19 protein-coding genes are annotated in these 25,918 nt (G+C 64.8%); 14 read left to right on the top strand and 5 right to left on the bottom strand.

Translation table 11 applies throughout. The features are described 5' to 3' along the window. Positions 1-35: 35 nt before the first annotated feature. Positions 36-2,507, bottom strand: a complete 2,472-nt coding sequence (locus tag VQ067_RS27610) for a penicillin-binding protein 1A (RefSeq protein WP_003095841.1) — start codon at positions 2,505-2,507, stop codon at positions 36-38. Positions 2,508-2,691: 184 nt separating this feature from the next. On the opposite strand from VQ067_RS27610, the gene pilM reads away from it, so the two are divergent. The 11 genes from pilM to hemE all read left to right on the top strand — a co-directional run bounded on the left by pilM (position 2,692) and on the right by hemE (position 18,409). Continuing rightward, positions 2,692-3,756 carry a type IV pilus assembly protein PilM gene (gene pilM / locus VQ067_RS27605; RefSeq protein ID WP_003110888.1) on the top strand — a complete coding sequence of 355 codons (1,065 nt, stop codon included), beginning with the start codon at positions 2,692-2,694 and terminating at the stop codon, positions 3,754-3,756. Next, positions 3,756-4,352: a type 4a pilus biogenesis protein PilN gene (pilN, locus tag VQ067_RS27600; RefSeq protein WP_003141783.1), complete on the top strand. Its 597-nt coding sequence runs from the start codon at positions 3,756-3,758 to the stop codon at positions 4,350-4,352. The genes pilM and pilN overlap by 1 nt, the downstream gene beginning before the upstream one ends. After that, positions 4,349-4,972, top strand: coding sequence for a type 4a pilus biogenesis protein PilO (gene pilO, locus VQ067_RS27595; RefSeq protein WP_003116135.1), 624 nt, complete (start codon positions 4,349-4,351; stop codon positions 4,970-4,972). The genes pilN and pilO overlap by 4 nt, the downstream gene beginning before the upstream one ends. Next, the gene (gene pilP, locus VQ067_RS27590) at positions 4,969-5,493 is read left to right on the top strand and encodes a type 4a pilus biogenesis lipoprotein PilP (protein WP_003116136.1); all 525 of its coding nucleotides are present in this window, start codon (positions 4,969-4,971) and stop codon (positions 5,491-5,493) included. Before pilO ends, pilP begins: the two co-directional genes overlap by 4 nt. A gap of 53 nt (positions 5,494-5,546) precedes the next feature. Further along, the gene (gene pilQ / locus VQ067_RS27585) at positions 5,547-7,679 is read left to right on the top strand and encodes a type 4a pilus secretin PilQ (protein ID WP_033989912.1); all 2,133 of its coding nucleotides are present in this window, start codon (positions 5,547-5,549) and stop codon (positions 7,677-7,679) included. A gap of 11 nt (positions 7,680-7,690) precedes the next feature. Beyond that, entirely contained in the window at positions 7,691-8,209 is a 519-nt protein-coding gene (gene aroK / locus VQ067_RS27580; protein WP_003095833.1) for a shikimate kinase AroK, read from the top strand. Between the two features lie 49 nt (positions 8,210-8,258). Further along, positions 8,259-9,365, top strand: coding sequence for a 3-dehydroquinate synthase (gene aroB, locus VQ067_RS27575; protein WP_033989914.1), 1,107 nt, complete (start codon positions 8,259-8,261; stop codon positions 9,363-9,365). Positions 9,366-9,371: 6 nt separating this feature from the next. After that, positions 9,372-11,033 (top strand): AAA family ATPase, encoded by a 1,662-nt coding sequence (locus VQ067_RS27570; RefSeq protein ID WP_023083248.1) that lies wholly within the window; start codon positions 9,372-9,374, stop codon positions 11,031-11,033. A gap of 224 nt (positions 11,034-11,257) precedes the next feature. Beyond that, positions 11,258-15,703, top strand: coding sequence for a glutamate synthase large subunit (gltB, locus tag VQ067_RS27565; protein WP_019486036.1), 4,446 nt, complete (start codon positions 11,258-11,260; stop codon positions 15,701-15,703). Between the two features lie 28 nt (positions 15,704-15,731). Beyond that, positions 15,732-17,165 carry an FAD-dependent oxidoreductase gene (locus VQ067_RS27560; protein WP_003095829.1) on the top strand — a complete coding sequence of 478 codons (1,434 nt, stop codon included), beginning with the start codon at positions 15,732-15,734 and terminating at the stop codon, positions 17,163-17,165. Between the two features lie 176 nt (positions 17,166-17,341). Then, positions 17,342-18,409 carry a uroporphyrinogen decarboxylase gene (gene hemE, locus VQ067_RS27555; RefSeq protein ID WP_010793690.1) on the top strand — a complete coding sequence of 356 codons (1,068 nt, stop codon included), beginning with the start codon at positions 17,342-17,344 and terminating at the stop codon, positions 18,407-18,409. A 120-nt stretch (positions 18,410-18,529) separates the two neighbouring features. On the opposite strand, the gene VQ067_RS27550 is transcribed toward hemE, so the two are convergent. Together VQ067_RS27550 and VQ067_RS27545 are read right to left on the bottom strand one after the other, a co-directional pair. Continuing rightward, positions 18,530-19,510, bottom strand: a complete 981-nt coding sequence (locus tag VQ067_RS27550) for a hypothetical protein (RefSeq protein ID WP_031636802.1) — start codon at positions 19,508-19,510, stop codon at positions 18,530-18,532. Between the two features lie 73 nt (positions 19,511-19,583). Continuing rightward, positions 19,584-20,657, bottom strand: coding sequence for an AraC family transcriptional regulator (locus VQ067_RS27545; RefSeq protein ID WP_021263522.1), 1,074 nt, complete (start codon positions 20,655-20,657; stop codon positions 19,584-19,586). Between the two features lie 111 nt (positions 20,658-20,768). Between VQ067_RS27545 and VQ067_RS27540 the strand changes: the two genes are divergently transcribed. Continuing rightward, positions 20,769-21,698 carry an oxidoreductase gene (locus tag VQ067_RS27540; protein WP_019486040.1) on the top strand — a complete coding sequence of 310 codons (930 nt, stop codon included), beginning with the start codon at positions 20,769-20,771 and terminating at the stop codon, positions 21,696-21,698. 27 nt (positions 21,699-21,725) lie between these two features. Here VQ067_RS27540 and VQ067_RS27535 read toward each other — a convergent pair whose 3' ends face one another. Next, the gene (locus VQ067_RS27535) at positions 21,726-23,042 is read right to left on the bottom strand and encodes an MFS transporter (RefSeq protein WP_003103690.1); all 1,317 of its coding nucleotides are present in this window, start codon (positions 23,040-23,042) and stop codon (positions 21,726-21,728) included. Between the two features lie 175 nt (positions 23,043-23,217). Between VQ067_RS27535 and VQ067_RS27530 the strand changes: the two genes are divergently transcribed. Both VQ067_RS27530 and VQ067_RS27525 read left to right on the top strand, forming a co-directional pair. Continuing rightward, positions 23,218-24,123: a LysR family transcriptional regulator gene (locus VQ067_RS27530; protein WP_003095817.1), complete on the top strand. Its 906-nt coding sequence runs from the start codon at positions 23,218-23,220 to the stop codon at positions 24,121-24,123. Positions 24,124-24,213: 90 nt separating this feature from the next. Beyond that, on the top strand, positions 24,214-24,981 hold the full coding sequence (locus VQ067_RS27525) for a ParA family protein (protein ID WP_003103688.1): 768 nt from the start codon (positions 24,214-24,216) through the stop codon (positions 24,979-24,981). Positions 24,982-25,002: 21 nt separating this feature from the next. On the opposite strand, the gene VQ067_RS27520 is transcribed toward VQ067_RS27525, so the two are convergent. Next, positions 25,003-25,818: a universal stress protein gene (locus VQ067_RS27520; protein WP_003095811.1), complete on the bottom strand. Its 816-nt coding sequence runs from the start codon at positions 25,816-25,818 to the stop codon at positions 25,003-25,005. Positions 25,819-25,918 lie beyond the last annotated feature (100 nt).

Below are 25,918 nucleotides of genomic sequence, written 5' to 3'. Positions count from 1 at the left end.
CGCTCCGTCGTCGTCGACGAAGCGCAGGCGCCGGTTCAGAATAGGTCGATCGGCGCGCCTTCGTCATCCGGCAGCGGGCTGCCAGGGAAGCTGCCCGGCGGCAGTTCGTTGACCGAGGGCGGGGTGTCCTCGTTCTTGAACATCTCGAAATAGGCGCCGGGAGTGCCCGGCGCGGCCGAACGGCCGGTTACCGGGTCGATGCGCAGGCTGACGATGCCTGGCGGCTCGGCCATGGTGTGCATCGGCTTGTCCTTGAGGGCGAAGCCCATGTACCTGATCCAGATCGGCAGCGCGACGGTACCGCCGTACTCGCGGCGACCCAGGGTCTCCGGCTGGTCGAAGCCGACCCAGACGCTGGTCACGTAGTCGGAGTTGTAGCCGGAGAACCAGCCATCCTTGGAATCGTTGGTGGTGCCGGTCTTGCCGGCCAGGTCGGTGCGCTTCAGCGCCAGGGCGCGGCGCCCGGTACCGCGCTTGATCACGTCCTGCAGCATGCTGGTCATGATATAGGCGGTACGGGCATCGATGATCCGTTCGGCCGGGGTCGGCTCGAAGGTGGTCTGGGCCTTGGCGGCGACTTGCTGGGCTTCGATCGAACCTTCGCCTTCGGCGCTCTCCGGATGCTCGGGGTCGCCAGGATTCCCGGCGTCTTCCGCATCCGGCGCAGCGACCTGTTCTTCCACCGGCACGCGGGGCGGATTGGCCTGGTACAGCACCTGTCCGTCGCGGCTCTCGATGCGTTCGATGACGTACGGATTGACCTTGTAGCCGCCGTTGGCGAATACGCTCCAGGCGCCGGCGATTTCCATCGGTGTGACTGTCGCGGTACCCAGGGCCAGGGAGAAGTTGCGCGGCAGTTCGTCGCGCTGGAAGCCGAACTTGGTGATGTAGCTGATCGCCCGCTCGATGCCCAGGCCCTGCAGGACGCGGATCGAGACCATGTTGCGGGACTTGTACAGGGCTTCGCGCAGCGGGATCGGGCCGAGGAAGGTGTTGGTGTCGTTCTTCGGTCGCCAGACCTTGTCCAGGTACTCGTCGACGAACACGATCGGCGCATCGTTGACCAGGCTGGCGGCGGTGAAACCATTGTCCAGGGCCGCGCTGTAGATGAACGGCTTGAAACTGGAGCCCGGCTGGCGCTTGGCTTGGATCGCGCGGTTGTAGTTGCTCTGCTCGAAGGAGAAGCCGCCGACCAGCGAGCGGATCGCCCCGTCCTTCGGGTCGAGGGAGATCAGCGCGCTCTGTGCGGCGGGAATCTGTACGAAGCGCAGGGTGCCGTCTTCCTGGCGCTGCACGCGGATCTGGTCGCCGGCCTGGGCCACGTCGGCGGGCTGGCGCGGCATCGGGCCCATGCTGTTGTTGCTGAGGAAGGGGCGTGCCCATTTCATGCTGTCCCAGGTCACGGCTTCTTCCTTGCCGTCGCGGGTCATCACCATGATCCCGCTCTTTTCCACCTGGGTGACGATCGCCGGCTCCAGGCCGCCGATGCTGCGCTGCTGGCCCAGGTGCTTGAGCCAGGCGTCGCGGGTCTGGCCCGGCAGGCGGGTCTCCGGGCCGCGGTAGCCGTGGCGCTGGTCATAGTCGATGAGGCCGTCGCGGACCGATTGGCTGGCGGCGTTCTGCAGGTCGCTGCGGACCGTGGTGATGACCTTGTAGCCCTCGGTATAGGCCTCGCTGCCGTAGCGGCCGACCATCTCGGCACGTGCCATCTCGGCAATGTAGGGCGCATTCAGTTCGGGGGTCTGCACGTGGTAGGAGGCGTTGATCGGCTCCTCGACGGCGGCCTGGTAGCGCTGCTGGTCGATGAAGCCGAGCTTGAGCATGCGCTCGAGGATCCAGTTGCGCCGCTCCGTACTGCGGGTCGGGTTGACCAGCGGGTTGTAGCGCGAGGGCGCTTTCGGCAGTCCGGCGATCATCGCCATCTCGGCCAGGCTCAAGTCTTTGATCGGCTTGCCGTAATAGACCTGTGCGGCAGCCTCGATGCCATAGGCACGGTTGCCCAGGTAGATCTTGTTGACGTAAAGCTCGAGGATCTCGTCCTTGGTCAGCTGTCGCTCGATCTGCAGAGCCAGGAGGATTTCATTGATCTTTCGCGAGAAGCTTCTTTCATTGGTAAGGAAGTAGTTCTTCGCTACCTGCATGGTGATGGTGCTGCCGCCAGTCTGGATGTGACCGCTTTTCAATAATTGCGCGGCGGCGCGCATTAGGCTTTTCACATCGACGCCATAATGGTTGGCGAAATTGTCGTCCTCGGCGGACAGCAGGGCATGGATGAAGTCCTGCGGGATGTCGGCGAAGCGGATTGGTGTCCGGCGCATCTCGCCGAACTCGGAGATCAGCTTGCCGTCCTCGCTGTAGACCTTGAGGGGGATCTGCAGCTGGACGTTACGCAGAGCTTCCACCGAGGGCAGGCTGGGACTCAGATAGAGATAGGCGCCGCTGAAACTGAGCAGCACTCCACAAATCAGGGTGACGCAAGTCCACCACAGGAACTTCAGCAGGCGCATGGGTAGTTTCGGATTTCCAGGAAAAAGAAAGAGTTAAGCGAATAGGACAGGAAAAAGGCAAAAGCTGTTCACATTATAAGCAATTTTTCTGTGACCTAGCCATTTGCCTGGCCTTCGGCTCTGGTATCTAATGTGAAAAAAGAAGAATCGTTCGTAAGTATTGAACGCTAATAGGGAATTGGTCGTGCTAGGGCTCATAAAGAAGAAAGCGAACACCTTGCTGGGGATCGACATCAGCTCGACCTCGGTAAAGCTCCTTGAGTTGAGCCGCTCCGGAGGCCGCTACAAAGTGGAGGCCTATGCCGTCGAGCCGCTTCCGCCGAATGCAGTCGTGGAAAAGAACATCGTCGAGCTGGAAGGGGTCGGCCAGGCGTTGTCGCGGGTGCTGGTCAAGGCGAAAACCAACCTGAAGTCGGCCGTGGTCGCCGTCGCCGGTTCGGCGGTGATCACCAAGACCATCGAGATGGAGGCCGGGCTTTCCGAGGATGAACTGGAAAACCAGCTGAAGATCGAGGCCGACCAGTACATCCCCTATCCGCTGGAGGAAGTCGCCATCGACTTCGAGGTCCAGGGGCTCTCCGCGCGCAATCCCGAGCGCGTGGACGTACTCCTGGCCGCCTGTCGGAAAGAGAACGTCGAGGTTCGCGAAGCGGCCCTGGCGCTGGCCGGCCTGACCGCCAAGGTGGTCGACGTCGAGGCCTACGCGCTGGAGCGCTCCTATGCGCTGCTGAGCAGCCAGCTGGGTGCCGACACCGACCAGTTGACCGTGGCGGTAGTGGACATCGGCGCGACCATGACCACCCTGAGCGTCCTGCACAACGGACGCACCATCTATACCCGCGAACAGCTGTTCGGCGGTCGCCAGCTCACCGAGGAGATCCAGCGGCGTTACGGACTCTCGGTGGAGGAAGCCGGTCTCGCCAAGAAGCAGGGTGGTCTTCCGGATGACTACGACAGCGAAGTTCTGCGTCCGTTCAAGGACGCCGTGGTGCAGCAGGTTTCCCGCTCGCTGCAATTCTTCTTCGCCGCCGGACAGTTCAACGACGTCGACTACATCGTCCTGGCGGGCGGTACGGCGTCTATCCAGGATCTCGATCGGTTGATCCAGCAGAAGATCGGCACCCCGACCCTGGTCGCCAACCCGTTCGCCGACATGGCGCTGAACGGCAAGGTGAATGCCGGCGCCCTGGCCAGCGACGCTCCGGCGTTGATGATCGCCTGCGGCCTGGCGTTGAGGAGTTTCGACTGATGGCACGGATCAACCTTCTACCCTGGCGCGAAGAGCTGCGCGAGCAGCGCAAGCAGCAGTTCCTGGTGATTCTTGGCGGCGTCCTTTTGGTTTCCGGCGCACTGGTGTTTCTTGGTGGCCAATATCTCAACACTGCAATTGAGCATCAGGGCGCGCGCAACGACTTCCTGCGCAAGGAGATCGTTGTGCTGGATGCGCGGATCAAGGAAATCAGCGAGTTGAGATCGCGGCGCCAGCAGTTGCTCGAGCGGATGAAGATCATTCAGGACCTGCAGGGCAACCGCCCGATCATTGGTCGGGTGTTCGACCAACTGGTGCGCACCTTGCCTGACGGTGTGTATTTCACCGACCTGAAGATGACCGGCAAGAACATCGCCATCGCCGGCGCGGCCGAGTCCAACAACCGCGTTTCCAATCTCATGCGCAACATGGACGCGTCCGAGTGGCTGACCGCTCCGACCCTGAACGAGGTCAAGGCGGTGACCCAGGGCGCGGTGGACCAGGCCAACGTGTTCCAACTGACCGTGCAGCAGACGCAGCCCGGCGAGGAAGACGCCAAGGCGAAGCATGGGGTTGCGCAAGGAGCCAAGAAATGAGTCTGGCCAGTTCCCTGGAAAGTCTGCGCAAGATCGACGTAAACGACCTCGATCTGAACAACATCGGTTCCTGGCCGGCGGCGGTCAAGGTCATCGTCTGCGTGCTGCTGACCGCGGCGGTCCTGGCGCTGGGCTACAACTTCCATCTCCGTGACTTGCAAACACAGCTCGAACAGCAGGCTGCGCAAGAAGAATCGCTCAAGCAGCAATTTGCTACCAAAGCGTTCCAGGCCGCGAACCTGGAAGCCTACAAGGCACAGATGAAGGAGATGGAGGAGTCCTTCGGCGCCTTGCTGCGGCAGTTGCCCAGCGACACCGAGGTACCCGGGCTGCTCGAGGACATCACTCGTACCGGTCTGGGCAGCGGCCTGGAGTTCGAGGAGATCAAGCTGCTCCCTGAAGTCACTCAGCAGTTCTATATCGAGCTGCCGATCCAGATCAGCGTGGTCGGCGGCTACCACGACCTGGCGACCTTCGTCAGCGGCGTGTCCAGCCTGCCGCGGATCGTTACCCTGCATGACTTCGAGATCAAGCCGGCTTCGCCCGATAACACCTCGAAGCTGCGCATGAGCATCTTGGCCAAGACCTACCGCTACAACGACAAGGGGCTGAAGAAATGAGAGCCCGCCTGATTCTGAGCAGCTTGCTGCTCACCATGCTTGCCGGTTGCGGCGCGAATTCCGAGTTCGGCGATCTTCAAGCCTATATGAACGAGGTACGTGCTCGACCTAAGGGCAATATCGAGCCTCTGCCGAAGTTTCAGCCATATGAAGCTTTTACTTATAGCGCTTCGAACCTGCGTAGTCCGTTCCAGCCGCCGGTGAAGATCGACCTGACCGTGCGGCAGAAAGGCAACAAGGTGGTTAAACCCGACGAGACACGGGTCAAGCAGTTCCTGGAAGGTTTCAACATCGAAACCTTCGAGATGGTCGGCACCCTGTCCAACGCCCAGGGCACCTTCGCCCTGGTGAAGGGCGCGGGTGGCGTGCACCGGGTGAGGGTCGGGGACTACCTGGGGCGCAACGACGGCAAGGTCGTCGGCATCAGCGAAGGAAAAATAGACGTGATCGAAATCGTTCCTGACGGAGAGGGGAACTGGCTGGAGCGTCCGCGCAGCCTGACTCTCAAGGAACGCTCCTGAGGGCGGGGAAAAACATGCATAACCAACAGCAGTCTGTACAACGGAGTCGGACGATGAACAGTGGCCTCTCGCGCCTCGGGATCGCTTTGCTGGCTGCCATGTTCGCGCCGGCATTGCTCGCCGCGGACCTGGAGAAACTCGACGTGGCGGCACTGCCTGGCGACCGGGTCGAGCTAAAGCTGCAGTTCGACGAGCCCGTCGCCGCGCCGCGTGGCTATACCATCGAGCAGCCGGCGCGAATCGCCCTCGATCTGCCGGGGGTGCAGAACAAACTCGGCACCAAGAATCGCGAGCTGAGCGTGGGCAATACGCGCAGCGTCACGGTGGTCGAGGCGAAGGATCGCACACGGTTGATCATCAACCTGACCACGCTGTCGTCCTACACCACCCGGGTGGAAGGCAACAACCTCTTCGTGGTGGTCGGCAATTCGCCGGCCGGCGCCAGCGTCGCTTCCGCCGCTCCGGTCAAGGCAAGCCCGGCTCCGGCCAGCTATGCCCAGCCGATCAAGCCCAAGCCGTACGTGCCGGCGGGTCGTGCCATCCGCAACATCGATTTCCAGCGTGGCGAAAAGGGCGAGGGCAACGTGGTCATCGACCTGTCCGACCCGACCTTGAGCCCGGATATTCAAGAACAGGGCGGCAAGATCCGCCTGGACTTCGCCAAGACCCAGCTGCCGGATGCGCTGCGGGTTCGCCTGGACGTCAAGGACTTCGCCACGCCGGTGCAGTTCGTCAACGCCAGCGCGCAATCCGACCGTACCAGCATCACCATCGAACCGAGCGGGCTCTACGACTATCTGGTCTACCAGACCGACAATCGCCTGACCGTCAGCATCAAGCCGATGACCACGGAAGACGCCGAGCGGCGCAAGAAGGACAATTTCGCCTATACCGGTGAGAAACTGTCGCTGAACTTCCAGGACATCGACGTGCGTTCGGTACTGCAGCTGATCGCCGACTTCACCGACCTGAACCTGGTGGCCTCGGATACCGTGCAGGGCAATATCACCCTGCGCCTGCAGAACGTGCCGTGGGACCAGGCGCTGGACCTGGTGCTGAAGACCAAGGGCCTGGACAAGCGCAAGCTCGGCAACGTGCTGCTGGTGGCCCCGGCCGACGAGATCGCCGCCCGTGAGCGCCAGGAGCTGGAAGCGCAGAAGCAGATCGCCGAGTTGGCGCCACTGCGTCGGGAACTGATCCAGGTGAACTACGCCAAGGCCGCGGACATTGCCAAGCTGTTCCAGTCGGTTACTAGTAGTGGCGAAGAGAAAGAAAATTCTCGTGGTTCGATTACCGTAGATGACCGTACCAACAGCATCATTGCCTATCAGCCGCAGGAGCGGCTGGACGAGCTACGCCGAATCGTTTCCCAGTTGGACATCCCGGTTCGTCAGGTGATGATCGAGGCCCGTATCGTCGAGGCCAACGTGGGGTACGACAAGAGTCTTGGTGTGCGTTGGGGTGGTGCCTACCACAATGGCAACTGGAACAGCTACGGCAAGAACGGCAACATGGGCATCAAGGATAAGGAAGGTTACAACTGCGGGCCGTTCCAGGGGCAGTGTACGTTCCCGACCAGAGATAATTCTCCGACCCCATTTGTGGATATGGGGGCCAAGGATGCTACTTCCGGTATCGGTATTGGCTTTATCACCGATAACATCATTCTTGACTTGCAATTATCGGCCATGGAGAAAACCGGGAACGGCGAAGTGGTTTCGCAACCCAAGGTCGTAACTTCTGACAAGGAAACCGCGAAGATCCTAAAGGGATCGGAGATCCCATATCAGGAGGCCAGTTCCAGTGGTGCGACCAGCACCTCGTTCAAGGAGGCCGCTCTTTCTCTGGAGGTGACGCCGCAGATCACTCCAGACAATCGGATCATCGTTGAGGTGAAGGTGACCAAGGATGCTCCCGACTTCCAGAATGCTTTGAATGGAGTTCCTCCGATCAACAAGAACGAGGTTAACGCCAAGATTCTGGTCAACGATGGTGAAACCATCGTTATCGGCGGTGTATTCAGCAACACCCAGACAAAGGCTGTCGACAAGGTACCCTTCCTCGGTGACCTGCCTTACTTGGGCCGTTTGTTCCGCCGCGATACGGTCTCCGACACGAAAAACGAACTTCTGGTTTTCCTGACACCGCGGATCATGAATAATCAGGCCATCGCAATCGGTCGCTGATATCGAACAACGTGGTCAACCTGATCCTCGTCGGCCCGATGGGTGCTGGAAAGAGCACCATCGGGCGCCTGCTCGCCAAGGAGCTGCATCTCGCGTTCAAGGACTCCGACAAGGAGATCGAACAGCGGTGCGGCGCGAATATCCCATGGATCTTCGATGTCGAGGGCGAGGTCGGTTTCCGCGAGCGCGAGCAGGCCATGCTCACCGAACTCTGCGCCGCCGACGGCATGGTGATCGCCACCGGCGGCGGGGCGGTGATGCGCGACGGTAACCGCCAGGTGCTGCGCGCCGGTGGCCGGGTTGTGTACCTGCATGCCTCGGTCGAGCACCAGATCGCGCGCACGGCGCGGGACCGCAACCGCCCCTTGTTGCAGAAGCCCAACCCGGGACAGATCCTCCGCGACCTGATGGCGCTGCGCGACCCGCTCTACCGCGAAATCGCCGATGTGGTGGTGGAGACCGACGAAAGGCCGCCGCGCCTGGTCGTCCAGGAAATTCTCGAACGCCTGCGCAAGTTGCCGCCCCGCTGAGGCGCGGCGAATTGCGTTATCCTATTGCCCTTTCCTGTCTGGGGGCCTCATGCGCACACTTCACGTCGATCTAGGCGAGCGTAGCTATCCCATTTACATCGGTGAAAACCTGCTGGGCGACGCCCGCTGGTTCGCGCCGCATATCGTCGGTCGCCGGGTCGCGGTGATCAGCAACGAAACGGTCGCTCCTCTCTATCTGGAAACCCTGCTCAAGGCACTGCAAGGCCACGAGGTCACCCCTGTGGTGCTGCCCGACGGCGAGGCCTACAAGCAGTGGGAAACCCTGCAACTGATCTTCGATGCCCTGCTGAAGGAGCGGCATGACCGCAAGACTACCCTGATCGCCCTGGGTGGCGGCGTCATCGGTGACATGGCCGGTTTCGCCGCGGCCTGCTACCAGCGTGGGGTCAACTTCATCCAGGTGCCGACCACCCTGTTGTCCCAGGTCGACTCCTCGGTGGGCGGCAAGACCGGGATCAACCATCCGTTGGGCAAGAATATGATCGGTGCGTTCTACCAGCCCCAGGCGGTGGTCATCGACACCGCGTCGCTGAAGACGCTGCCGTCCCGCGAGCTGTCCGCCGGGCTGGCGGAGGTGATCAAGTACGGTTTCATTTGCGACGAACCGTTCATCACCTGGCTGGAAGAGCACATGGATGCCTTGCTGGCACTGGAGCCGACCGTTGTCACCGAGGCCATCGAGCGCTCTTGCGCGGCGAAGGCCCGCGTGGTGGGCGCCGACGAGCGCGAGTCGGGCGTGCGTGCCACGCTGAACCTCGGCCATACCTTCGGTCACGCGATCGAGACCCAGCAAGGTTACGGCGTCTGGTTGCACGGCGAAGCGGTAGGGGCGGGAACCGTGATGGCACTCGAGATGTCGCATCGGTTGGGTTGGCTGAGCGTCGCCGAGCGCGATCGCGGTATCCGTCTGCTGCGCCGGGCTGGCCTGCCCGTGGTACCGCCAGCCGAGATGACGGCGGAAGATTTTATGGAACACATGGCCGTCGACAAGAAAGTGCTCGATGGCCGCCTGCGTCTGGTTTTGCTGCAAGGACTGGGGAATGCCGTGGTCACCGGCGATTTTCCCCGTGAGATCTTGGACGCGACCCTGCGCACCGACTATCGGGCCTTGGCCGACCAGCTTGGAGATGAATGAGGTCCCATGACCAGCTTGCATGCCGATGAGGCCTTCCTGGGCCACTACCAATTCAGTCACGACCCGTTCGCGCCGCGCGTTCCGGGTTTCAAGTTCTTCCCGGCGCAGCGCAAGCCGGTGCTCGGCCAGTTGCACCATCTGGCCCGCTACAGCCAGCTCCTGCTGCTGGTCACCGGGCCCCTGGGCAGCGGCAAGACCCTGTTGCGCCAGGCGCTGGTGGCCAGCACCAACAAGGATGCGGTCCTCAGCGTGGTGATCTCGGCGCGCACCGCCGCCGACGAGACTTCGTTGCTGCGCCAGGTGGCGCAGGGCCTGAGCATCAACCAGGCGAGCCTGGAGGCGATCCTGACCAAGGTGGCGCAGCTGGCGATCACCGGGCAGGACGTCTACCTGATGGTGGACGATGCCGAGCAGCTCCAGGACAGCGCGCTGGAAGTGCTGTTGCTGCTGGCTTCCGGCACCAACGAGGGACGCCTGCATGTATTCCTGTTCGGTGAGCCGTCGTTGCTGCCGCGCCTGGAGGTGTTTTCCGAGGGTGAGGAGCGCTTCCATGCCATCGAGTTGCAGCCATACAGCGAAGAGGAAACCCGCGACTACCTGGCCCAGCGTCTCGAGGGCGCCGGGCAGGGCATCGAGCTGATTTCCAACGACCTGCTGGTGGACATCCACGAGCAGTCGGAAGGCTGGCCGGGAGCGATCAACCAGGTCGCCCGCGATGCCCTGATCGAAGCGATGCTGGCCAATCGTGGCGCAGCGCGCAAGGCAACCGGAGGGTCTTTCAACTTGCCCAAGAAGCATCTGGTGATTCTTGCGGTCGTGGCCATCGGCGTGATCGCCGCCTGGTTCATGCAAGGCAAGAGCAAGCCGGAGGCGCCGCAGACCGCCTCTACCGAATTGTCCATGAATGGCGCTACGCCGGCCCAGGCCCAGCAGCCGGGCAGCGGCCCGGCCGTGGAGTTCAACGGCTCCAGCCAGCCGTTGCCGCTACCGTTGGTCGGCGAGTCGCAGCCGGTCATTCGCGAGCCGCTGGCCCAGGCCGCCGGGCAAGGTGGCGACGACGAAGGCGGCCTGCCGTCCGCCGCGGTGCCGCCTACCGTTTCCAGCTCGGCTCCTCCGGTGACGCCGCTGGCCAACAACGGCGTCACGCCGATGCATCCGGTGCCGCCGGCGCCGACCGAACCGACCGCGCCTGCGGCGACCCCGACTCCGACTCCGGCGCAGACCCCGGCACCGGCCGCGCCGGTCGCCAGCGCCCCGGCCAGCAAGCCGGCCCCGGCCCCCGCTCCGGCCAAGCCGGCGGCGAGCAAGCCGGCCACCACCGCCGCGGCGAAGCCGGCCCCGGCTCCGGCCGCCAAGCCGGCCAGCGGTGGCGGTGCGGGAAGCCAGTGGTATCGCAACCAGTCTGGTGGTAACTTCGCCCTGCAGATCCTCGGTACCGGCTCCGAAGCCAATGCCCAGGCGTTCATTCGCCAGCAGGGCGGCGGCGATTTCCGCTACTTCAAGAAAACCCTGCAAGGCAAGCCGTTCTACGTCGTCACCTATGGCAGCTTCCCGAATCGTGCCGCCGCCCTGGCCGCAGTGAAAAAACTGCCGTCCAAGGTGCAGGCCGGCAAGCCGTGGCCGCGTACCTTCGCCAGCATCCAGCAGGAGATCGGCCAGGCGCATTGATCCGACCTGTCGTCGCCTCTTGACGAAACTCGCTAGTCGTTAGCATGACTGGTGGGTTTCGTCTTTCATTTTGGCGACATTGAATTTCATTTTCTCGCCGCAAAATTTGTGAGGCCTTGTGCACCTATGTACAATGGCCTCCCTTTGCCTGTCGAAAACTCGCCGCATGAGCGGGTGACAGGCGAAGTAGATGACTAAAAAAGTTTTGCCGGTGAGAGTTCCTTATGAAAGCAGGTCTGTACCATCCTGAAACGTTCAAGGATAACTGCGGATTTGGCCTGATCGCCCATATGCAGGGCGAGCCGAGCCATCAACTTCTGCAAACCGCAATCGAAGCACTGACCTGCATGACCCACCGCGGTGGGATCAATGCCGATGGCAAGACCGGGGACGGCTGCGGGTTGCTGATCCAGAAGCCCGACCTGTTCCTGCGTGCCGTCGCCAGGGAAGCCTTTTCTGTCGACCTGCCCGAGCAATACGCGGTGGGCATGGTGTTCTTCAACCAGGACCCGGTGAAAGCCGAGGCGGCACGCGAGAACATGAATCGCGAGATCGTCGCCGCCGGACTGGAGCTGGTCGGCTGGCGCAAGGTGCCGATCGATACCAGCGTTCTCGGCCGCCTGGCGCTGGAGCGCCTGCCGCAGATCGAACAGGTGTTCATCGGAGGCGCCGGCCTGAGCGACCAGGACTTCGCCATCAAGCTGTTCAGCGCACGGCGCCGCTCGTCGGTGGCCAACGCCGCCGACAGCGACCACTACATCTGCAGCTTTTCGCACAAGACCATCATCTACAAGGGCCTGATGATGCCGGCCGACCTGGCCGCCTTCTATCCGGACCTTGGCGACGAGCGCCTGCAGACCGCGATCTGCGTATTCCACCAGCGCTTCTCCACCAACACCCTGCCGAAATGGCCGCTGGCGCAGCCGTTCCGCTTCCTCGCCCACAACGGCGAGATCAACACCATCACCGGCAACCGCAACTGGGCCCAGGCACGGCGGACCAAGTTCACCAACGAACTGATCCCCGACCTGGAAGAGCTAGGCCCGCTGGTGAACCGCGTCGGCTCCGACTCGTCGAGCATGGACAACATGCTCGAACTGATGGTCACCGGCGGCATGGACCTGTTCCGCGGCCTGCGCATGATCATCCCGCCGGCCTGGCAGAACGTCGAGACCATGGACGCCGACCTGCGCGCGTTCTACGAGTACAACTCGCTGCACATGGAGCCCTGGGATGGCCCCGCCGGCGTCGTGCTGACCGACGGTCGCTATGCCGTCTGCCTGCTCGACCGCAATGGCCTGCGCCCGTCGCGCTGGGTCACCACGAAGAACGGCTACATCACCCTGGCCTCGGAAATCGGCGTCTGGGACTACAAGCCCGAGGACGTCATCGCCAAGGGTCGCGTCGGTCCGGGGCAGATCCTCGCGGTGGACACCGAGACCGGCCAGGTCCTGCACAGCGACGACATCGACAACCGCCTGAAGTCGCGCCATCCCTACAAGCAATGGCTGCGGCAGAATGCCCTGCGCATCCAGGCGACCCTGGACGACGACCATGGCGTGGCCAGCTACGACGCCGACCAGCTCAAGCAATTCATGAAGATGTTCCAGGTCACCTTCGAGGAGCGTGACCAGGTGCTGCGTCCGCTCGGCGAGCAGGGCCAGGAAGCGGTAGGCTCCATGGGCGACGATACGCCGATGGCGATCCTCTCCCGGCGCATCCGCTCTCCGTACGATTACTTCCGCCAGCAATTCGCCCAGGTCACCAACCCGCCGATCGACCCGCTGCGCGAAGCCATCGTGATGTCCCTGGAAACCTGTCTGGGCGTCGAGCAGAACATCTTCGAGGAAGCCCCGCACCATGCCAACCAGGCGATCCTCACCACTCCGGTGATCTCGCCGGCGAAGTGGCGGACCATCATGACCCTGGACCGCCCGGGCTTCGACCGCCACTTCATCGACCTCAACTACGACGAGTCGATGGGCCTGGAGGCCGCGGTGCGCAACATCGCCGACCAGGCCGAGGAGGCCGTGCGCGGCGGCAAGGTGCTGCTGATCCTCAGCGACCGCCATATCGCTCCCGGCAAACTGCCGTTGCATGCTGCCCTGGCCGTCGGTGCGGTGCATCACCGCCTGGTGCAGACCGGGCTGCGCTGCGACTCCAACATCCTGGTGGAGACCGCCACCGCCCGCGATCCGCACCATTTCGCGGTGCTGATCGGCTTCGGCGCCTCGGCGGTCTATCCGTTCCTCGCCTACGAGGTGCTGGCCGACCTGATCCGCACCGGTGAAGTGCTGGGCGATCTCTACGAGGTGTTCAAGTACTACCGCAAGGGGATCTCCAAGGGCCTGATGAAGATTCTCTCGAAGATGGGCATCTCCACCGTCGCGTCCTACCGTGGCGCGCAGCTGTTCGAGGCGGTGGGCCTGTCCGACGAGGTCACCGACCTGTGCTTCACCGGAGTCGCCAGCCGCATCCAGGGTGCGCGCTTCGTCGATATCGAGAACGAGCAGAAGCTCCTGGCCGCCGAGGCCTGGAGCAACCGCAAGCCGATCCAGCAGGGCGGCTTGCTGAAGTTCGTCTATGGCGGCGAATACCACGCCTACAACCCGGATGTGGTGAATACCCTGCAGGCTGCCGTGCAGCAGGGCGACTACGAGAAGTTCAAGGAATACACCGCGCTGGTGGACCAGCGCCCGGTGTCGATGATCCGCGACCTGTTGCAGGTGAAGACCGCCGCGCAGCCGCTGGCGCTCGACGAGGTGGAGCCGCTGGAAGCCATCTTCAAGCGCTTCGATGCCGCCGGGATTTCCCTCGGCGCGCTGTCGCCGGAGGCCCACGAGGCGCTGGCCGAGGCGATGAACACCCTGGGCGGTCGCTCCAACTCCGGCGAGGGCGGCGAGGACCCGGCGCGCTACGGCACGCTGAAGAGTTCGAAGATCAAGCAGGTGGCTACCGGCCGCTTCGGCGTGACCCCGGAATACCTGGTCAACGCCGAGGTCCTGCAGATCAAGGTGGCCCAGGGCGCCAAGCCCGGCGAGGGCGGCCAGTTGCCGGGCGGCAAGGTCAACGGCCTGATCGCCCGCCTGCGCTATGCGGTGCCCGGCGTGACCCTGATCTCGCCGCCGCCGCACCACGACATCTACTCCATCGAAGACCTGGCGCAACTGATCTTCGACCTCAAGCAGGTCAACCCGCAGGCGCTGGTATCGGTGAAGCTGGTGTCGGAGCCGGGCGTCGGCACCATCGCCGCCGGCGTGGCCAAGGCCTATGCGGACCTGATCACCATCTCCGGCTACGACGGCGGTACCGGCGCCTCGCCGATCACCTCGATCAAGTACGCCGGCTCGCCCTGGGAACTGGGCCTGGCGGAAACCCACCAGACCCTGCGCGGCAACGACCTGCGTGGCAAGGTCCGGGTGCAGACCGATGGCGGCCTGAAGACCGGCCTGGACGTGATCAAGGCGGCCATTCTCGGCGCCGAGAGCTTCGGCTTCGGCACCGCGCCGATGATCGCCCTGGGCTGCAAGTACCTGCGCATCTGCCACCTGAACAACTGCGCCACCGGCGTGGCGACGCAGAACGACAAGTTGCGCAAGGACCACTTCATCGGCACCACCGCGATGGTGATCAACTTCTTCACCTTCATCGCCACGGAAACCCGCGAGTGGCTGGCGCGCCTCGGCGTGCGCAGCCTGGGCGAGCTGATCGGCCGCACCGACCTGCTGGAGATCCTCCCCGGCGAGACCGCCAAGCAGCAGAACCTGGATCTCGCTCCGTTGCTGGGCAGTGAGCTGATCCCGGCCGACAAGCCGCAGTTCTGCGAGGTGGAGAAAAACCCGCCGTTCGACCAGGGCCTGCTGGCCGAGAAGATGGTCGAGCTGTCGAAGGCCGCCATCGAAGGCCTGAGCGGCGGCGAGTACGAGCTGGACATCTGCAACTGCGACCGATCCATCGGCGCGCGGGTATCCGGCGAGATCGCCCGCCTGCACGGCAACCAGGGCATGGCCAAGGCACCGGTGGTGTTCCGTTTCAAGGGCACCGCGGGACAGAGCTTCGGCGTGTGGAACGCCGGTGGCCTGCACCTGTACCTGGAAGGCGACGCCAACGACTACGTAGGCAAGGGCATGACCGGCGGCAAGCTGGTGATCACCCCGCCCAAGGGCAGTCCGTTCAAGACCCAGGAATCGGCCATCGTCGGCAACACCTGCCTGTACGGCGCCACCGGCGGCAAGCTGTTCGCCGCCGGAACCGCCGGCGAGCGCTTCGCCGTGCGCAACTCCGGTTCCCATGCGGTGGTGGAAGGTACCGGCGACCACTGCTGCGAATACATGACCGGCGGTTTCGTCTGCGTGCTGGGCAAGACCGGCTACAACTTCGGCTCCGGCATGACCGGGGGCTTCGCCTACGTCCTCGACATGGACAACACTTTCGTCGACCGCGTGAACCACGAGCTGGTGGAAATCCAGCGGATCAGCGGCGAGGCGATGGAGGCCTATCGCAGCCACCTGCGCAAGGTCCTGGTCGAGTACGTGAACGAAACGGCAAGCGAGTGGGGCGCGAACATCCTGGAAAACCTGGATGACTACCTGCGTCGGTTCTGGCTGGTGAAACCGAAGGCGGCCAGCCTCGGTTCGCTGCTGACCAGCACCCGTGCCAACCCGCAATAAGCGCCCGAAGTTGTGATGAGGTTTCGATATGTCTGAACGTCTGAATTCCGACCGCCTGAACAACGACTTCCAGTTCATCGAAGTCGGGCGCAAGGACCCGAAGAAGAAGCTGCTGCGCCAGCGCAAGCGCGAGTTCGTGGAGATCCACGACCTGTTCAAGCCGCAGCAGGCCGCCGACCAGGCCCACCGCTGCCTGGGCTGCGGCAACCCCTACTGCGAGTGGAAGTGCCCGGTGCACAACTTCATCCCGAACTGGCTGAAGCTGGTTTCCGAAGGCAACATCCTGGCCGCCGCCGAACTGTCGCACCAGACCAACACCCTGCCGGAAGTCTGCGGCCGGGTCTGCCCGCAGGACCGCCTCTGCGAGGGTGCCTGTACCCTCAACGACGGCTTTGGCGCGGTGACCATCGGCTCGGTGGAGAAATACATCACCGATACGGCCTTCGCCATGGGCTGGCGCCCGGACCTGTCCAAGGTCAAGCCGACCGGCAGGCGCGTCGCGGTGATCGGTGCCGGCCCGGCCGGCCTCGGCTGCGCCGACGTGCTGGTGCGCAACGGCGTGACCCCGGTGGTGTTCGACCGCAACCCGGAGATCGGCGGCCTGCTGACCTTCGGCATTCCCGAGTTCAAGCTGGAGAAGCACGTCCTCAGCCGTCGCCGCGAGGTGTTCACCGGCATGGGCATCGAGTTCCGCCTGAACACCGAGATCGGCAAGGACGTGACCATGGAGCAGTTGCTCGATGAGTACGATGCCGTGTTCATGGGGATGGGCACCTACACCTACATGAAGGGTGGTTTCCCCGGCGAGGACCTGCCGGGCGTACACGACGCCCTGGACTTCCTGATCGCCAACGTGAACCGCAACCTCGGCTTCGAGAAGTCGGCCGAGGACTTCGTCGACATGAAGGGCAAGCGCGTGGTGGTCCTGGGCGGCGGCGACACCGCGATGGACTGCAACCGCACTTCGATCCGCCAGGGCGCCAAGTCGGTGACCTGTGCCTATCGCCGTGACGAAGAAAACATGCCGGGCTCGCGCAAGGAAGTGAAGAACGCCAAGGAAGAGGGCGTGAAGTTCCTCTTCAACCGCCAGCCCATCGCCATCGTCGGCGAGGACCGGGTGGAAGGCGTGAAGGTGGTCGAGACCCGTCTCGGCGAGCCGGACGCCCGCGGACGCCGCAGCCCCGAACCGATCCCCGGTTCCGAGGAGATCATCCCGGCGGAAGCCGTGCTGATCGCCTTCGGCTTCCGGCCGAGTCCGGCGCCGTGGTTCGAGCGCTTCGAGATCGCCACCGACAGCCAGGGCCGCGTGGTGGCTCCGGCGCAGGCGCAGTTCAAGCACCAGACCAGCAACCCGAAGATCTTCGCCGGTGGCGACATGGTCCGTGGTTCCGACCTGGTGGTGACGGCGATCTTCGAAGGACGTACCGCGGCCGAAGGCATCCTCGACTACCTTGGCGTCTGACCCGCGGCGCCACCGGTGCTGCGACAAATCACCGCGATAGACAAAAGGCACGGCCCCCGCCGTGCCTTTTGTTTTGTGCTTTGCGACAATAGCGGCCCTTTTCGCCCGCCGGCCTGTGGATAACCCTCTTCCGCACGTGCCCGCGTGAAGCCAGCAGCCTTTGATCGGATGCCGTTATGACTGCCCTGAAGAACGACCGCTTCCTCCGTGCCCTGCTCAAGCAGCCCGTCGATGTCACCCCCGTCTGGATGATGCGCCAGGCCGGTCGTTACCTGCCGGAATACCGTGCCACCCGTGCCAAGGCCGGCGATTTCATGAGCCTGTGCATGAACCCGGAGCTGGCCTGCGAAGTGACCCTGCAGCCGCTGGACCGTTACCCGCAGCTGGACGCCGCGATCCTCTTCTCCGACATCCTGACCATTCCCGATGCCATGGGCCAGGGCCTGTACTTCGAGACCGGCGAAGGCCCGCGCTTCCGCAAGGTGGTCTCGTCGCTGGCCGACATCGAGGCGCTGCCGGTTCCCGATCCGGAACAGGACCTGGGCTATGTGATGGACGCCGTGCGCACCATCCGCCGCGAGCTGAACGGCCGCGTACCGCTGATCGGCTTCTCCGGCAGCCCCTGGACCCTCGCCACCTACATGGTCGAGGGCGGCTCGAGCAAGGACTTCCGCAAATCCAAGGCGATGCTCTACGACAACCCGAAGGCCATGCACGCTCTGCTGGACAAGCTGGCGCAATCGGTGACCAGCTACCTCAACGGGCAGATCCGCGCCGGCGCCCAGGCGGTGCAGATCTTCGACTCATGGGGCGGCAGCCTGTCGGCGGCGGCCTACCAGGAGTTCTCCCTGACCTACATGCGCAAGATCGTCGATGGATTGATCCGCGAGCACGACGGACGCCGGGTGCCGGTGATCCTCTTCACCAAGGGAGGCGGCCTGTGGCTGGAGTCGATGGCCGAGGTCGGCGCCGAGGCGCTGGGCCTGGACTGGACCTGCGACATCGGCAGCGCCCGGGCCCGTGTCGGTGAGCGTGTAGCCCTGCAAGGCAACATGGATCCCTCGGTGCTCTACGCCAATCCGGCGGCGATACGCGCCGAAGTCGCGCGGATCCTGGCGGCCTACGGCAAGGGTACGGGGCATGTGTTCAATCTCGGCCACGGCATCACCCCGGAAGTCGACCCGGCCCATGCCGGCGCCTTCTTCGAGGCGGTGCACGAGCTGTCGGCGCAGTACCACGGCTGAGCCGGAACGAAAGAAGGGGAGCCGAGGCTCCCCTTTTTCATGCGCGGGCCGACGGCCCTCCGGCGCGTTGGTTGGCGGGGTCGCGCCGGTGGCGTACCCGCCCTACGCAACCCGCCCGGCTCAACTGCTTACCTTGCCGGTGCGGTCGTTGATCACGAACAGCTTGCCGTTGGCGTCGCGCACGAGGATTTCCGCGCCCGGCTGGCCATCCATGTCGGCCACCGAATCGATGCTGTAGTTGACGTCGCCGATGCGGTAGTCGTTGCTGGCGCCGCTGGCGTGGTGGATGACCCGCACCTTGCCCTGCATCACCACGATCAGCTCGTTGCCCGGCTTGCCGTCGGTGTCCGCGGTGCCGCCATAGAGTGCCCAGGCGCTGGCGCCGATGCTGTATTCCTTGCGGGAAGTGGCGTTGCTGATCACGTAGATGCCGGTGCTGGTGCGGCCGATGATCTCCGCGCCGGGCTGGCCGTCGAGGTCGGCGATCTGTGCGAGCGCGTGGTAGCCGCTGAAGGTGAAGTCCTTGGCGCCACTGGTGCGCGGGTCGATGACCTTGACGCCGTTGCCCATGTTCAGCACCAGTTCCTTGCCCGGCGCGCCGTCCACGTCGGCGACGTCGAACAGGCCCCAGGTGCCGTTGTAGCTGAAGGTGGCGTCGCGTTGCGTACGGGTGCGATCGAATACGGTGCGCACGCCGTTGCCGATGCTGAGGATGACTTCGTCGCCGGCGACGTTGTCGACGTCGGTGGCACGCATGATCGCCCAGGAGACGTTGCCTACCGGGTACTTGCGCTGGGTGGTGCTGGCGTGGGAGACGATCACCAGGTCGGGACCGGCCTTGACCAGGATTTCCGCGCCGGGCTGGCCGTCGGTATCGGTGGCGCCGAAGACCGACCAGACCACGTTGCCGAAGCTGTAGTTGCGGGTGCTGCCGCCTTCCACCACCTGCAGGTTGGCGCCGTCGCGGTAGACCGCGGCGAGCTGGCCGTTGCCCCGCAGGTCCCAGGTTCCTACCAGAACGCCGGCCGCCTGGGCTGCGCTGGCGCAGAGGGAGAACAGTGCCGTGCCGAGCAGGCAGGCGCGCTTGATCGCTGGTTTCATAAAGTCCCTTTCATATCGCTGTCGAGGCCGGCCGGATGCCGGCCGCAGCAGCATAGGACAGCGCTTGCCGCGCTCAAGGGAAACGCGAGGGATTTGTCGAGCGCTTGGCATTTGTTCGTGAAACTGGTTGCCCGCCCAGCAGGCGGGCGCGGGTGTCGCTCGGCGGCTCGCCGGTCCAGCGCTTGAAGGCGCGGGTGAAGTTGGTTGGATCGCTGTAGCCCAGGTACAGGGCGATACGCTGCAACGACACCTCGGGACGCCGCAGCAATCGCAAGGCCTGGCGCTGGCGAGCCTGGCCGAGCAACTGGCGAAAGCTGGTGCCGGCGTCATGCAGATGCCGCTTGAGGCTGCGGCTGGACAGGTGCAGGCGCGTGGCTACTTCCTCCAGGTTGGGGAAACGCTGTTCCTGCCGTTCCAGCTCCAGCCGCACGCGGGCGCAGATGTCCCGGCGGCCGGCATCGAGCAGCGCCAGTTCGCGTTCGCAGTGTTCGCGGGCGCGGCGCAATGCAGCCGGATCGGCCATCGGTAGCGAGCGGGCGAGCAGGATGGCGGGGAACACCAGTTGGACGTGGGCCTGGTCGTAGCGGCACTGCGGCAGCGGCACAGGCACGGCAGGTTCGGGATAGTCGAAGTCGAGCCTGCCGGCCAGGGCCGGTTCGCCGAGCAGCCAGGCGCCGGAGCGATACAGGCCGATCAGCAGGGCTTCGCTGAAGTACCGGTGCAGCGCCGGCGGGAGCGCAGGGCCTGGCAGCAGGCGCAGGATCACCTGCTCGTCCTCGCGCAGCAGGCTGATTTCGACGTTGCCCTGCAGCAGCGGCATGTAGCGCAGCGCCAGGCACAAGGCATCGCCGAGCGTCGCCGAGGCCATCATCGCGTAGCCCAGGCTGCCATGGGCGGTGGGAGGCGTGCGCAAGGCGAGCTGTGCGCCCAGGCCGGGGTCGCCGCTCAGCGCGAGCGCCGTGGCGGCGATCGCCTGGTACTGCTGCGATGTTACGCGTGCTTCCGGCTCTTCCAGTCGCAGCGTCGACAGACCGATTTCCCGCAGCAGCGCGCGTCCGTCCAGGCCGCGTTCCTCCAGCAGGCCGAGCAGCAGGCGCGGATAGGCGGCGGTGATGGTCGGTGCGTCGGAGTCCGTGCGGCGGCTCATGCTGGCGTGTCCTGGCCCGAAATGATCGGCAGTCTGGCGCGAGCGCGTCTGCCGCTGCATTGGCTGGCGCCGCGATACTGCCCGGCAACGCAGTCAAGCGGAGAACGAGCGATGCATCCCTGGGTACGACGCAACATTCCGCAACTGGCCGGGCGCCTGGCGCTGGTCACCGGCGCCAACAGCGGCCTGGGTTGGCAGGCGGCGCGCACGCTGGCCGGCAAAGGGGCGACCGTGGTGATGGCCTGCCGCAATCGCGAACAGGCGGAGCGGGCGCGGCGGGCGATCCTCGACGAGTATCCCCAGGCACGCCTGGAGCTGGCCGATCTCGACCTGGCCGACCTCGCCTCGATCCGCGCCTGCGCCGCCGGTTTCCGCCAGCGCCACGAACGCCTCGATCTCTTGTTCAACAACGCCGGAGTGATGTTCCTGCCCCTGCGGCGTACCCGCGACGGTTTCGAGATGCAGATGGGCACCAATCACCTTGGCCACTTCGCGCTTACGGGACTGCTGCTGGACTCGTTGCTGGCCGCTCCACGGCCCAGGGTGGTGGGCATGACCAGCGGTTTCAACCAGTTCGGCCGGCTGCCGCTCGACGACCTCAACGCCGAGCGCGGCTACAACCGCTATCTCGCCTATTGCCACAGCAAGCAGGCCAATCTGCTGTTCAGCCTGGAGTTGCAGCGCCGCGCCGGCCAGCGGGGCGTGCTTCTGCAGAGCCTGGCGGCGCATCCGGGCTACGCGGCGACCAACCTGCAGTACGCGGCGCCGGCGATGTCTGGTTCGCGCCTGGGACGCTGGGCGATGAAGGTGGCCAACGGAGCGTTCGCGCAATCGGCTGAGATGGGGGCGCTGCCGGCACTTTCCGCGCTGACCGAACAGCGCTGGTATGGCGGCGCCTATGTCGGCCCAGATCGCTGGCTGGAAACCCGCGGTTATCCGGCGGCGGCGCGGATTCCGCGGAATGCGCGCGACCTGGGGCTGGCCGCGCGGCTGTGGGCGCTATCGGAAGAACTGACCGGAGTACGCTTCTGGTCGGAGTGAAGGCGCCGGGAGACCGGCGCCTCGAACTCAGTGGGCGGCCTGCGCCAGAGTGTTGCCAGGCAGGGCCGGCAGGCGCGCCAGGTGCAGCGAGACCAATACCGCGACCACCAGCAGCGAGCCGATGAACAGTCCGATGCCGTTCCAGCCGTAGTAATGCCAGAACACCCCGCCGAGGGTGCCGGCCAGGCTCGAGCCGACGTAGTAGCTGAACAGGTAGAGCGACGAGGCCTGGCCCTTGGCGCGCAGGGCGCGGCGCCCGATCCAGCTGCTCGCCACCGAGTGCGCGCCGAAGAAGCCGAAGGTGAACAGCAACAGGCCGGCGAGCATCAGCGGGATCGGCTCGAACAGGGTCAGCAGCAGGCCGCCGAGCATCAGCAGGATGACCGCCCAGAGCACCTTGCGTCGCCCCAGCTTGTCGGCCAGCGAACCGACCCAGGCCGAGCTGTAGATGCCCGAGAGGTAAACCACCGAGAGCACGCCGACCACCGCCTGGCTCATGTGGTAGGGCTCGGCCAGCAGGCGGTAGCCGATGTAGTTGAACAGGGTGACGAAGCTGCCCATCAGCAGGAAGCCGATCAGGAACAGCCAGGGCAGTCCGGCGTCGCGGAAGTGCAAGCGGTAGCCGTTGAGCAGGGTCGCCGGCTTCAGCGGTGCCGGCCGGAAGTGTTTCGACTCGGGCAGCACGCGCCAGAACACCAGCGCGGCGACCAGGGCCAGGCCGCCGAGGACCGCCAGTGCGGCATGCCAGGAGATGAAATCGACCAGGACGCCGCTGATCAGGCGTCCGCTCATCCCGCCGATGGCGTTGCCGCCGATGTACAGGCCCATCGACAAGCCGATGTGCTGCGGATGGATCTCTTCGCTGAGATAGGTCATCGCCACCGCGGCCAGGCCGCTCAAGGACAGCCCGACCAGCGCGCGCATCAGCAGCACGCCATGCCAGGTGGGCATCACCGCGCTGCCGAGGGTGAACAGCGCGGCGGCCAGCAGCGAGACGACCATCACCGGCTTGCGGCCGATCGCGTCGGAGATCGGGCCGGTGACCAGCAGGCCAAGGGCGAGCATGGCGGTGGCGACGGACAATGCCAGGCTGCTTTCCGCGGCGCTGATGGAAAACGCCTTGGACAGCACCGGCATCATCGGCTGGATGCAGTAGAGCAGGGCAAAGGTGGCGAAACCGCCGGAGAACAGCGCCAGCGAGGTGCGCATGAACTGCGGGGTGCCTTTTTCGATATAGCGTTCGACTTCGGTGGCGGCTTCCAGCACCTCGTTGGCTGCTTCGCGGGCCGCCTCGATTAACGCGGGTTCTTCTTCGGCCTGTGGCCGGACTTGCGGATTGCTCACGGGGCACCTCTGGGGACGGTGGCGAGCAGGCACAACGAGGCCGCGCCACCTGGATTTCAGGGACAAGGGGTCGTTGTTGGAGGTTATGTGGCAAAGGATATAGATAGGTTTATATGATTTCCAATATATTGATCGACACGATTGATATGTAAAAAGACCTAATTGGAGGGGCCGCGTGGAACTCAGGCACCTGCGCTATTTCATCGCCGTCGCCGAGGAGCTGCACTTCGGCCGCGCCGCCGAGCGCCTGGGGATCTCCCAGCCGCCGTTGAGCCAGCAGATCCAGGCGCTGGAGGAGGAAATCGGTGCGCGCCTGTTCGAGCGCACCAACCGCCGCGTCGAACTCACCGACGCCGGCCGGCTGTTCCTCGACGAGTCCCGCCAGGTGCTGGCCCAGGTAGACAAGGCGGTGCTGCTGGCGCGTCGCGCCCACCTGGGGGAACTGGGCGAGCTGAAGATCGGTTTCACTTCCTCGGCACCCTTCACCTCGACCATACCCAGCAGCATCCATGCCTTCCGCAAGGCCTATCCGGACGTACACCTCGACCTGCAGGAAATGAGCAGCCGCCAGGTACTCAAGGCGCTGCTCGAGGAAAGCCTGCAGGTGGGCGTGATCCGCCCGCTGGCGCTGCCGGATGCGGTGCATTGGGTGGAGTTGTTCCGCGAACCGCTGGTGGCGGTGCTGCGGGCCGACCATCCGCTGGCGGCCGGCAGCGAGGATGGCCTGGCCATCGCCGCCCTGGCCGAGGAGCCCTTCGTGTTCTTCCCGCGCAGCTACGGCACCGGGCTCTACGACCAGGTCATCGCCCTGACCCGACAGGCCGGCTTCAGCCCGCGCATCGCCCAGGAGGCCAGCGAGGCGATGACCATCATCGGCCTGGTCTCGGCCGGACTGGGGGTGTCGATCCTGCCGGCGTCGTTCCGCCGCACCCGGGTCGACGGCGTGGTCTACCGCACCCTGAGCGATCCCGAGGCGACGACTGCGGTATGGCTGGTCCGCCGGCAGAACGAGGGCTCGCCGCTGGCGCTGTCCTTCATCGACCTGGTGACCCGCGAGGCGGCCAGCCTGCGCCGGCGCTGAACCGCTCTATGTCAGGACCGAGACGGCGCTCGCGCTTGCCCGCGGCTTTGCCTATCATCCGGGATCAGGCTCGGCTCACGGAGATTTCCCATGCGGCGCGTGGTGTTCAATCAGAAAGGCGGGGTAGGCAAGTCCAGCATCGCCTGCAACCTGGCGGCGGTCAGCGCGGCGGAGGGCTATCGCACCCTGCTGGTGGACCTGGACGCCCAGGCCAACTCCACGCACTACCTGACCGGACTGACCGGCGAGGACCTGCCGGTGGGGATCGCCGACTTCTTCAAGCAGACCTTGTCTTCCGGGCCCTTCAGCAAGAAGGGCAGGGTCGAGATCTACGAGACGCCGTTCGACAACCTGCACATCGTCACCTCCAGCCCCGAACTGGCCGACCTGCAGCCGAAGCTGGAGTCGAAGCACAAGATCAACAAGCTGCGCAAATTGCTGGACGAACTGGACGAAGACTACGACCGGATCTACCTGGATACCCCGCCGGCACTGAATTTCTACACGGTATCTGCGCTGATCGCTGCCGATCGCTGCCTGATTCCCTTCGATTGCGACAGCTTCTCCCGCCAGGCGCTGTATGGCCTTCTCCAGGAGATCGAGGAACTGCGCGACGACCACAACGAAGACCTGCAGGTCGAGGGCATCGTGGTCAACCAGTTCCAGCCGCGCGCCAGCCTGCCGCAGCAACTGCTCGACGAGCTGGTGGCGGAGGAACTGCCGGTGCTGCCGGTGTACCTGATGAGTTCGGTGAAGATGCGCGAGTCGCACCAGGCTTGCACCCCGCTGATCTTCCTCGAACCGCGGCACAAGCTGACCCAGCAGTTCGTCGAGTTGCACGGGCTGCTCGAAAGCTGAGCAGCCTCTGCGGCAGCGCTTCTACGAGGTAACCAGGACGTCGCAGCTCGGCTGGCGCAGGTAACGCTGCGCCAGGTTGCCGAGCAGCGCCTGCATCAGCGCGTTTCGGCTGTGCCGGCCGAGGGCGAGCAGCTCCGGCTGGCGCTGCTTCAACGCGGCGTCCAGGCTGTACGGCAGCACGCCGGGAACCACTTCGTGGCTCAGCTGCGGCCCGACGCCCGGCAGGCGCTCCTGCTCGTCGCTCAGCAATTGTTCGATCAGCCCGGCCTGGGTGGCTAGGTGCGCGGCATTCTGCCGGGGCAGGCCGAGCACGCCGTCGTCGGGGGACTCGAACACGTGCAGGGCGTGCAGGTCGGCTTCCACCGGCAGCAGGCGGTAGGCCTGGCGCAGCGCGGTACAGGCGCACTGGGAAAAGTCCAGGGCGCTGAGCGCCTGGCGGTAGGGTTCGTCCGCCTCGCGCACGGCGAGCAGCACCGGCACCCGGCTGCGCCGCACCACTTGGTCGAGGGTGGTGTTGCCGAAGCGTTCGAAGGTCTTCTGGTGGTGTGCGCCCATCAGCAGCAGGTCCGGTTCGAGCGCCCGGGTCTGCTGCAGGATGCCGTCGATCGGCTGGCCCCTGAACAGGTGGATGGCGCTGTCCTCGTCGAGGCCGGCCTCCTTGCGCTTGAGTTGCAGCATGGCGCTGACGGTCTTCACCGCCGACGCCGATAGCCCCGGGTCGTACACGTGCAGCAGACTGACCCGCGCATCGTGCTGGCGGGCCAACTGGGCGGCGCGGGCGAGGGCGACGTCGGCTTCCGGGGTGAGGTCGTGGGCGACCAGGAGGTGGCGGATCATGGCGGACTCCGTGGGATGGCTACGCTGGCTTCCCCACTGTCGCGCCGCAACTCGCTACGGACCTTGATCCACGGCAGAAAAAACCTTCGCCGGGCCCTGC

It is taken from the genome of Pseudomonas sp. KBN12P06040 (assembly GCF_037574965.1).
Classification (GTDB): Bacteria; Pseudomonadota; Gammaproteobacteria; order Pseudomonadales; family Pseudomonadaceae; genus Pseudomonas; species Pseudomonas aeruginosa.
The sequence above is the reverse complement of the archived record's forward strand: the minus strand, read 5'-3'. Positions and strand labels throughout refer to the sequence as shown.

What these genes read in the sequence shown, in the direction of transcription:
- VQ067_RS27610 (WP_003095841.1), bottom strand. Translation starts at nt 2,507, where the DNA reads ATGCGCCTGCTGAAGTTCCTGTGGTGGACTTGCGTCACCCTGATTTGT.
- pilN (WP_003141783.1), top strand. Translation starts at nt 3,756, where the DNA reads ATGGCACGGATCAACCTTCTACCCTGGCGCGAAGAGCTGCGCGAGCAG.
- pilO (WP_003116135.1), top strand. Translation starts at nt 4,349, where the DNA reads ATGAGTCTGGCCAGTTCCCTGGAAAGTCTGCGCAAGATCGACGTAAAC.
- pilP (WP_003116136.1), top strand. Translation starts at nt 4,969, where the DNA reads ATGAGAGCCCGCCTGATTCTGAGCAGCTTGCTGCTCACCATGCTTGCC.
- pilQ (WP_033989912.1), top strand. Translation starts at nt 5,547, where the DNA reads ATGAACAGTGGCCTCTCGCGCCTCGGGATCGCTTTGCTGGCTGCCATG.
- aroB (WP_033989914.1), top strand. Translation starts at nt 8,259, where the DNA reads ATGCGCACACTTCACGTCGATCTAGGCGAGCGTAGCTATCCCATTTAC.
- VQ067_RS27570 (WP_023083248.1), top strand. Translation starts at nt 9,372, where the DNA reads ATGACCAGCTTGCATGCCGATGAGGCCTTCCTGGGCCACTACCAATTC.
- gltB (WP_019486036.1), top strand. Translation starts at nt 11,258, where the DNA reads ATGAAAGCAGGTCTGTACCATCCTGAAACGTTCAAGGATAACTGCGGA.
- VQ067_RS27560 (WP_003095829.1), top strand. Translation starts at nt 15,732, where the DNA reads ATGTCTGAACGTCTGAATTCCGACCGCCTGAACAACGACTTCCAGTTC.
- hemE (WP_010793690.1), top strand. Translation starts at nt 17,342, where the DNA reads ATGACTGCCCTGAAGAACGACCGCTTCCTCCGTGCCCTGCTCAAGCAG.
- VQ067_RS27550 (WP_031636802.1), bottom strand. Translation starts at nt 19,510, where the DNA reads ATGAAACCAGCGATCAAGCGCGCCTGCCTGCTCGGCACGGCACTGTTC.
- VQ067_RS27545 (WP_021263522.1), bottom strand. Translation starts at nt 20,657, where the DNA reads ATGAGCCGCCGCACGGACTCCGACGCACCGACCATCACCGCCGCCTAT.
- VQ067_RS27540 (WP_019486040.1), top strand. Translation starts at nt 20,769, where the DNA reads ATGCATCCCTGGGTACGACGCAACATTCCGCAACTGGCCGGGCGCCTG.
- VQ067_RS27525 (WP_003103688.1), top strand. Translation starts at nt 24,214, where the DNA reads ATGCGGCGCGTGGTGTTCAATCAGAAAGGCGGGGTAGGCAAGTCCAGC.
- VQ067_RS27520 (WP_003095811.1), bottom strand. Translation starts at nt 25,818, where the DNA reads ATGATCCGCCACCTCCTGGTCGCCCACGACCTCACCCCGGAAGCCGAC.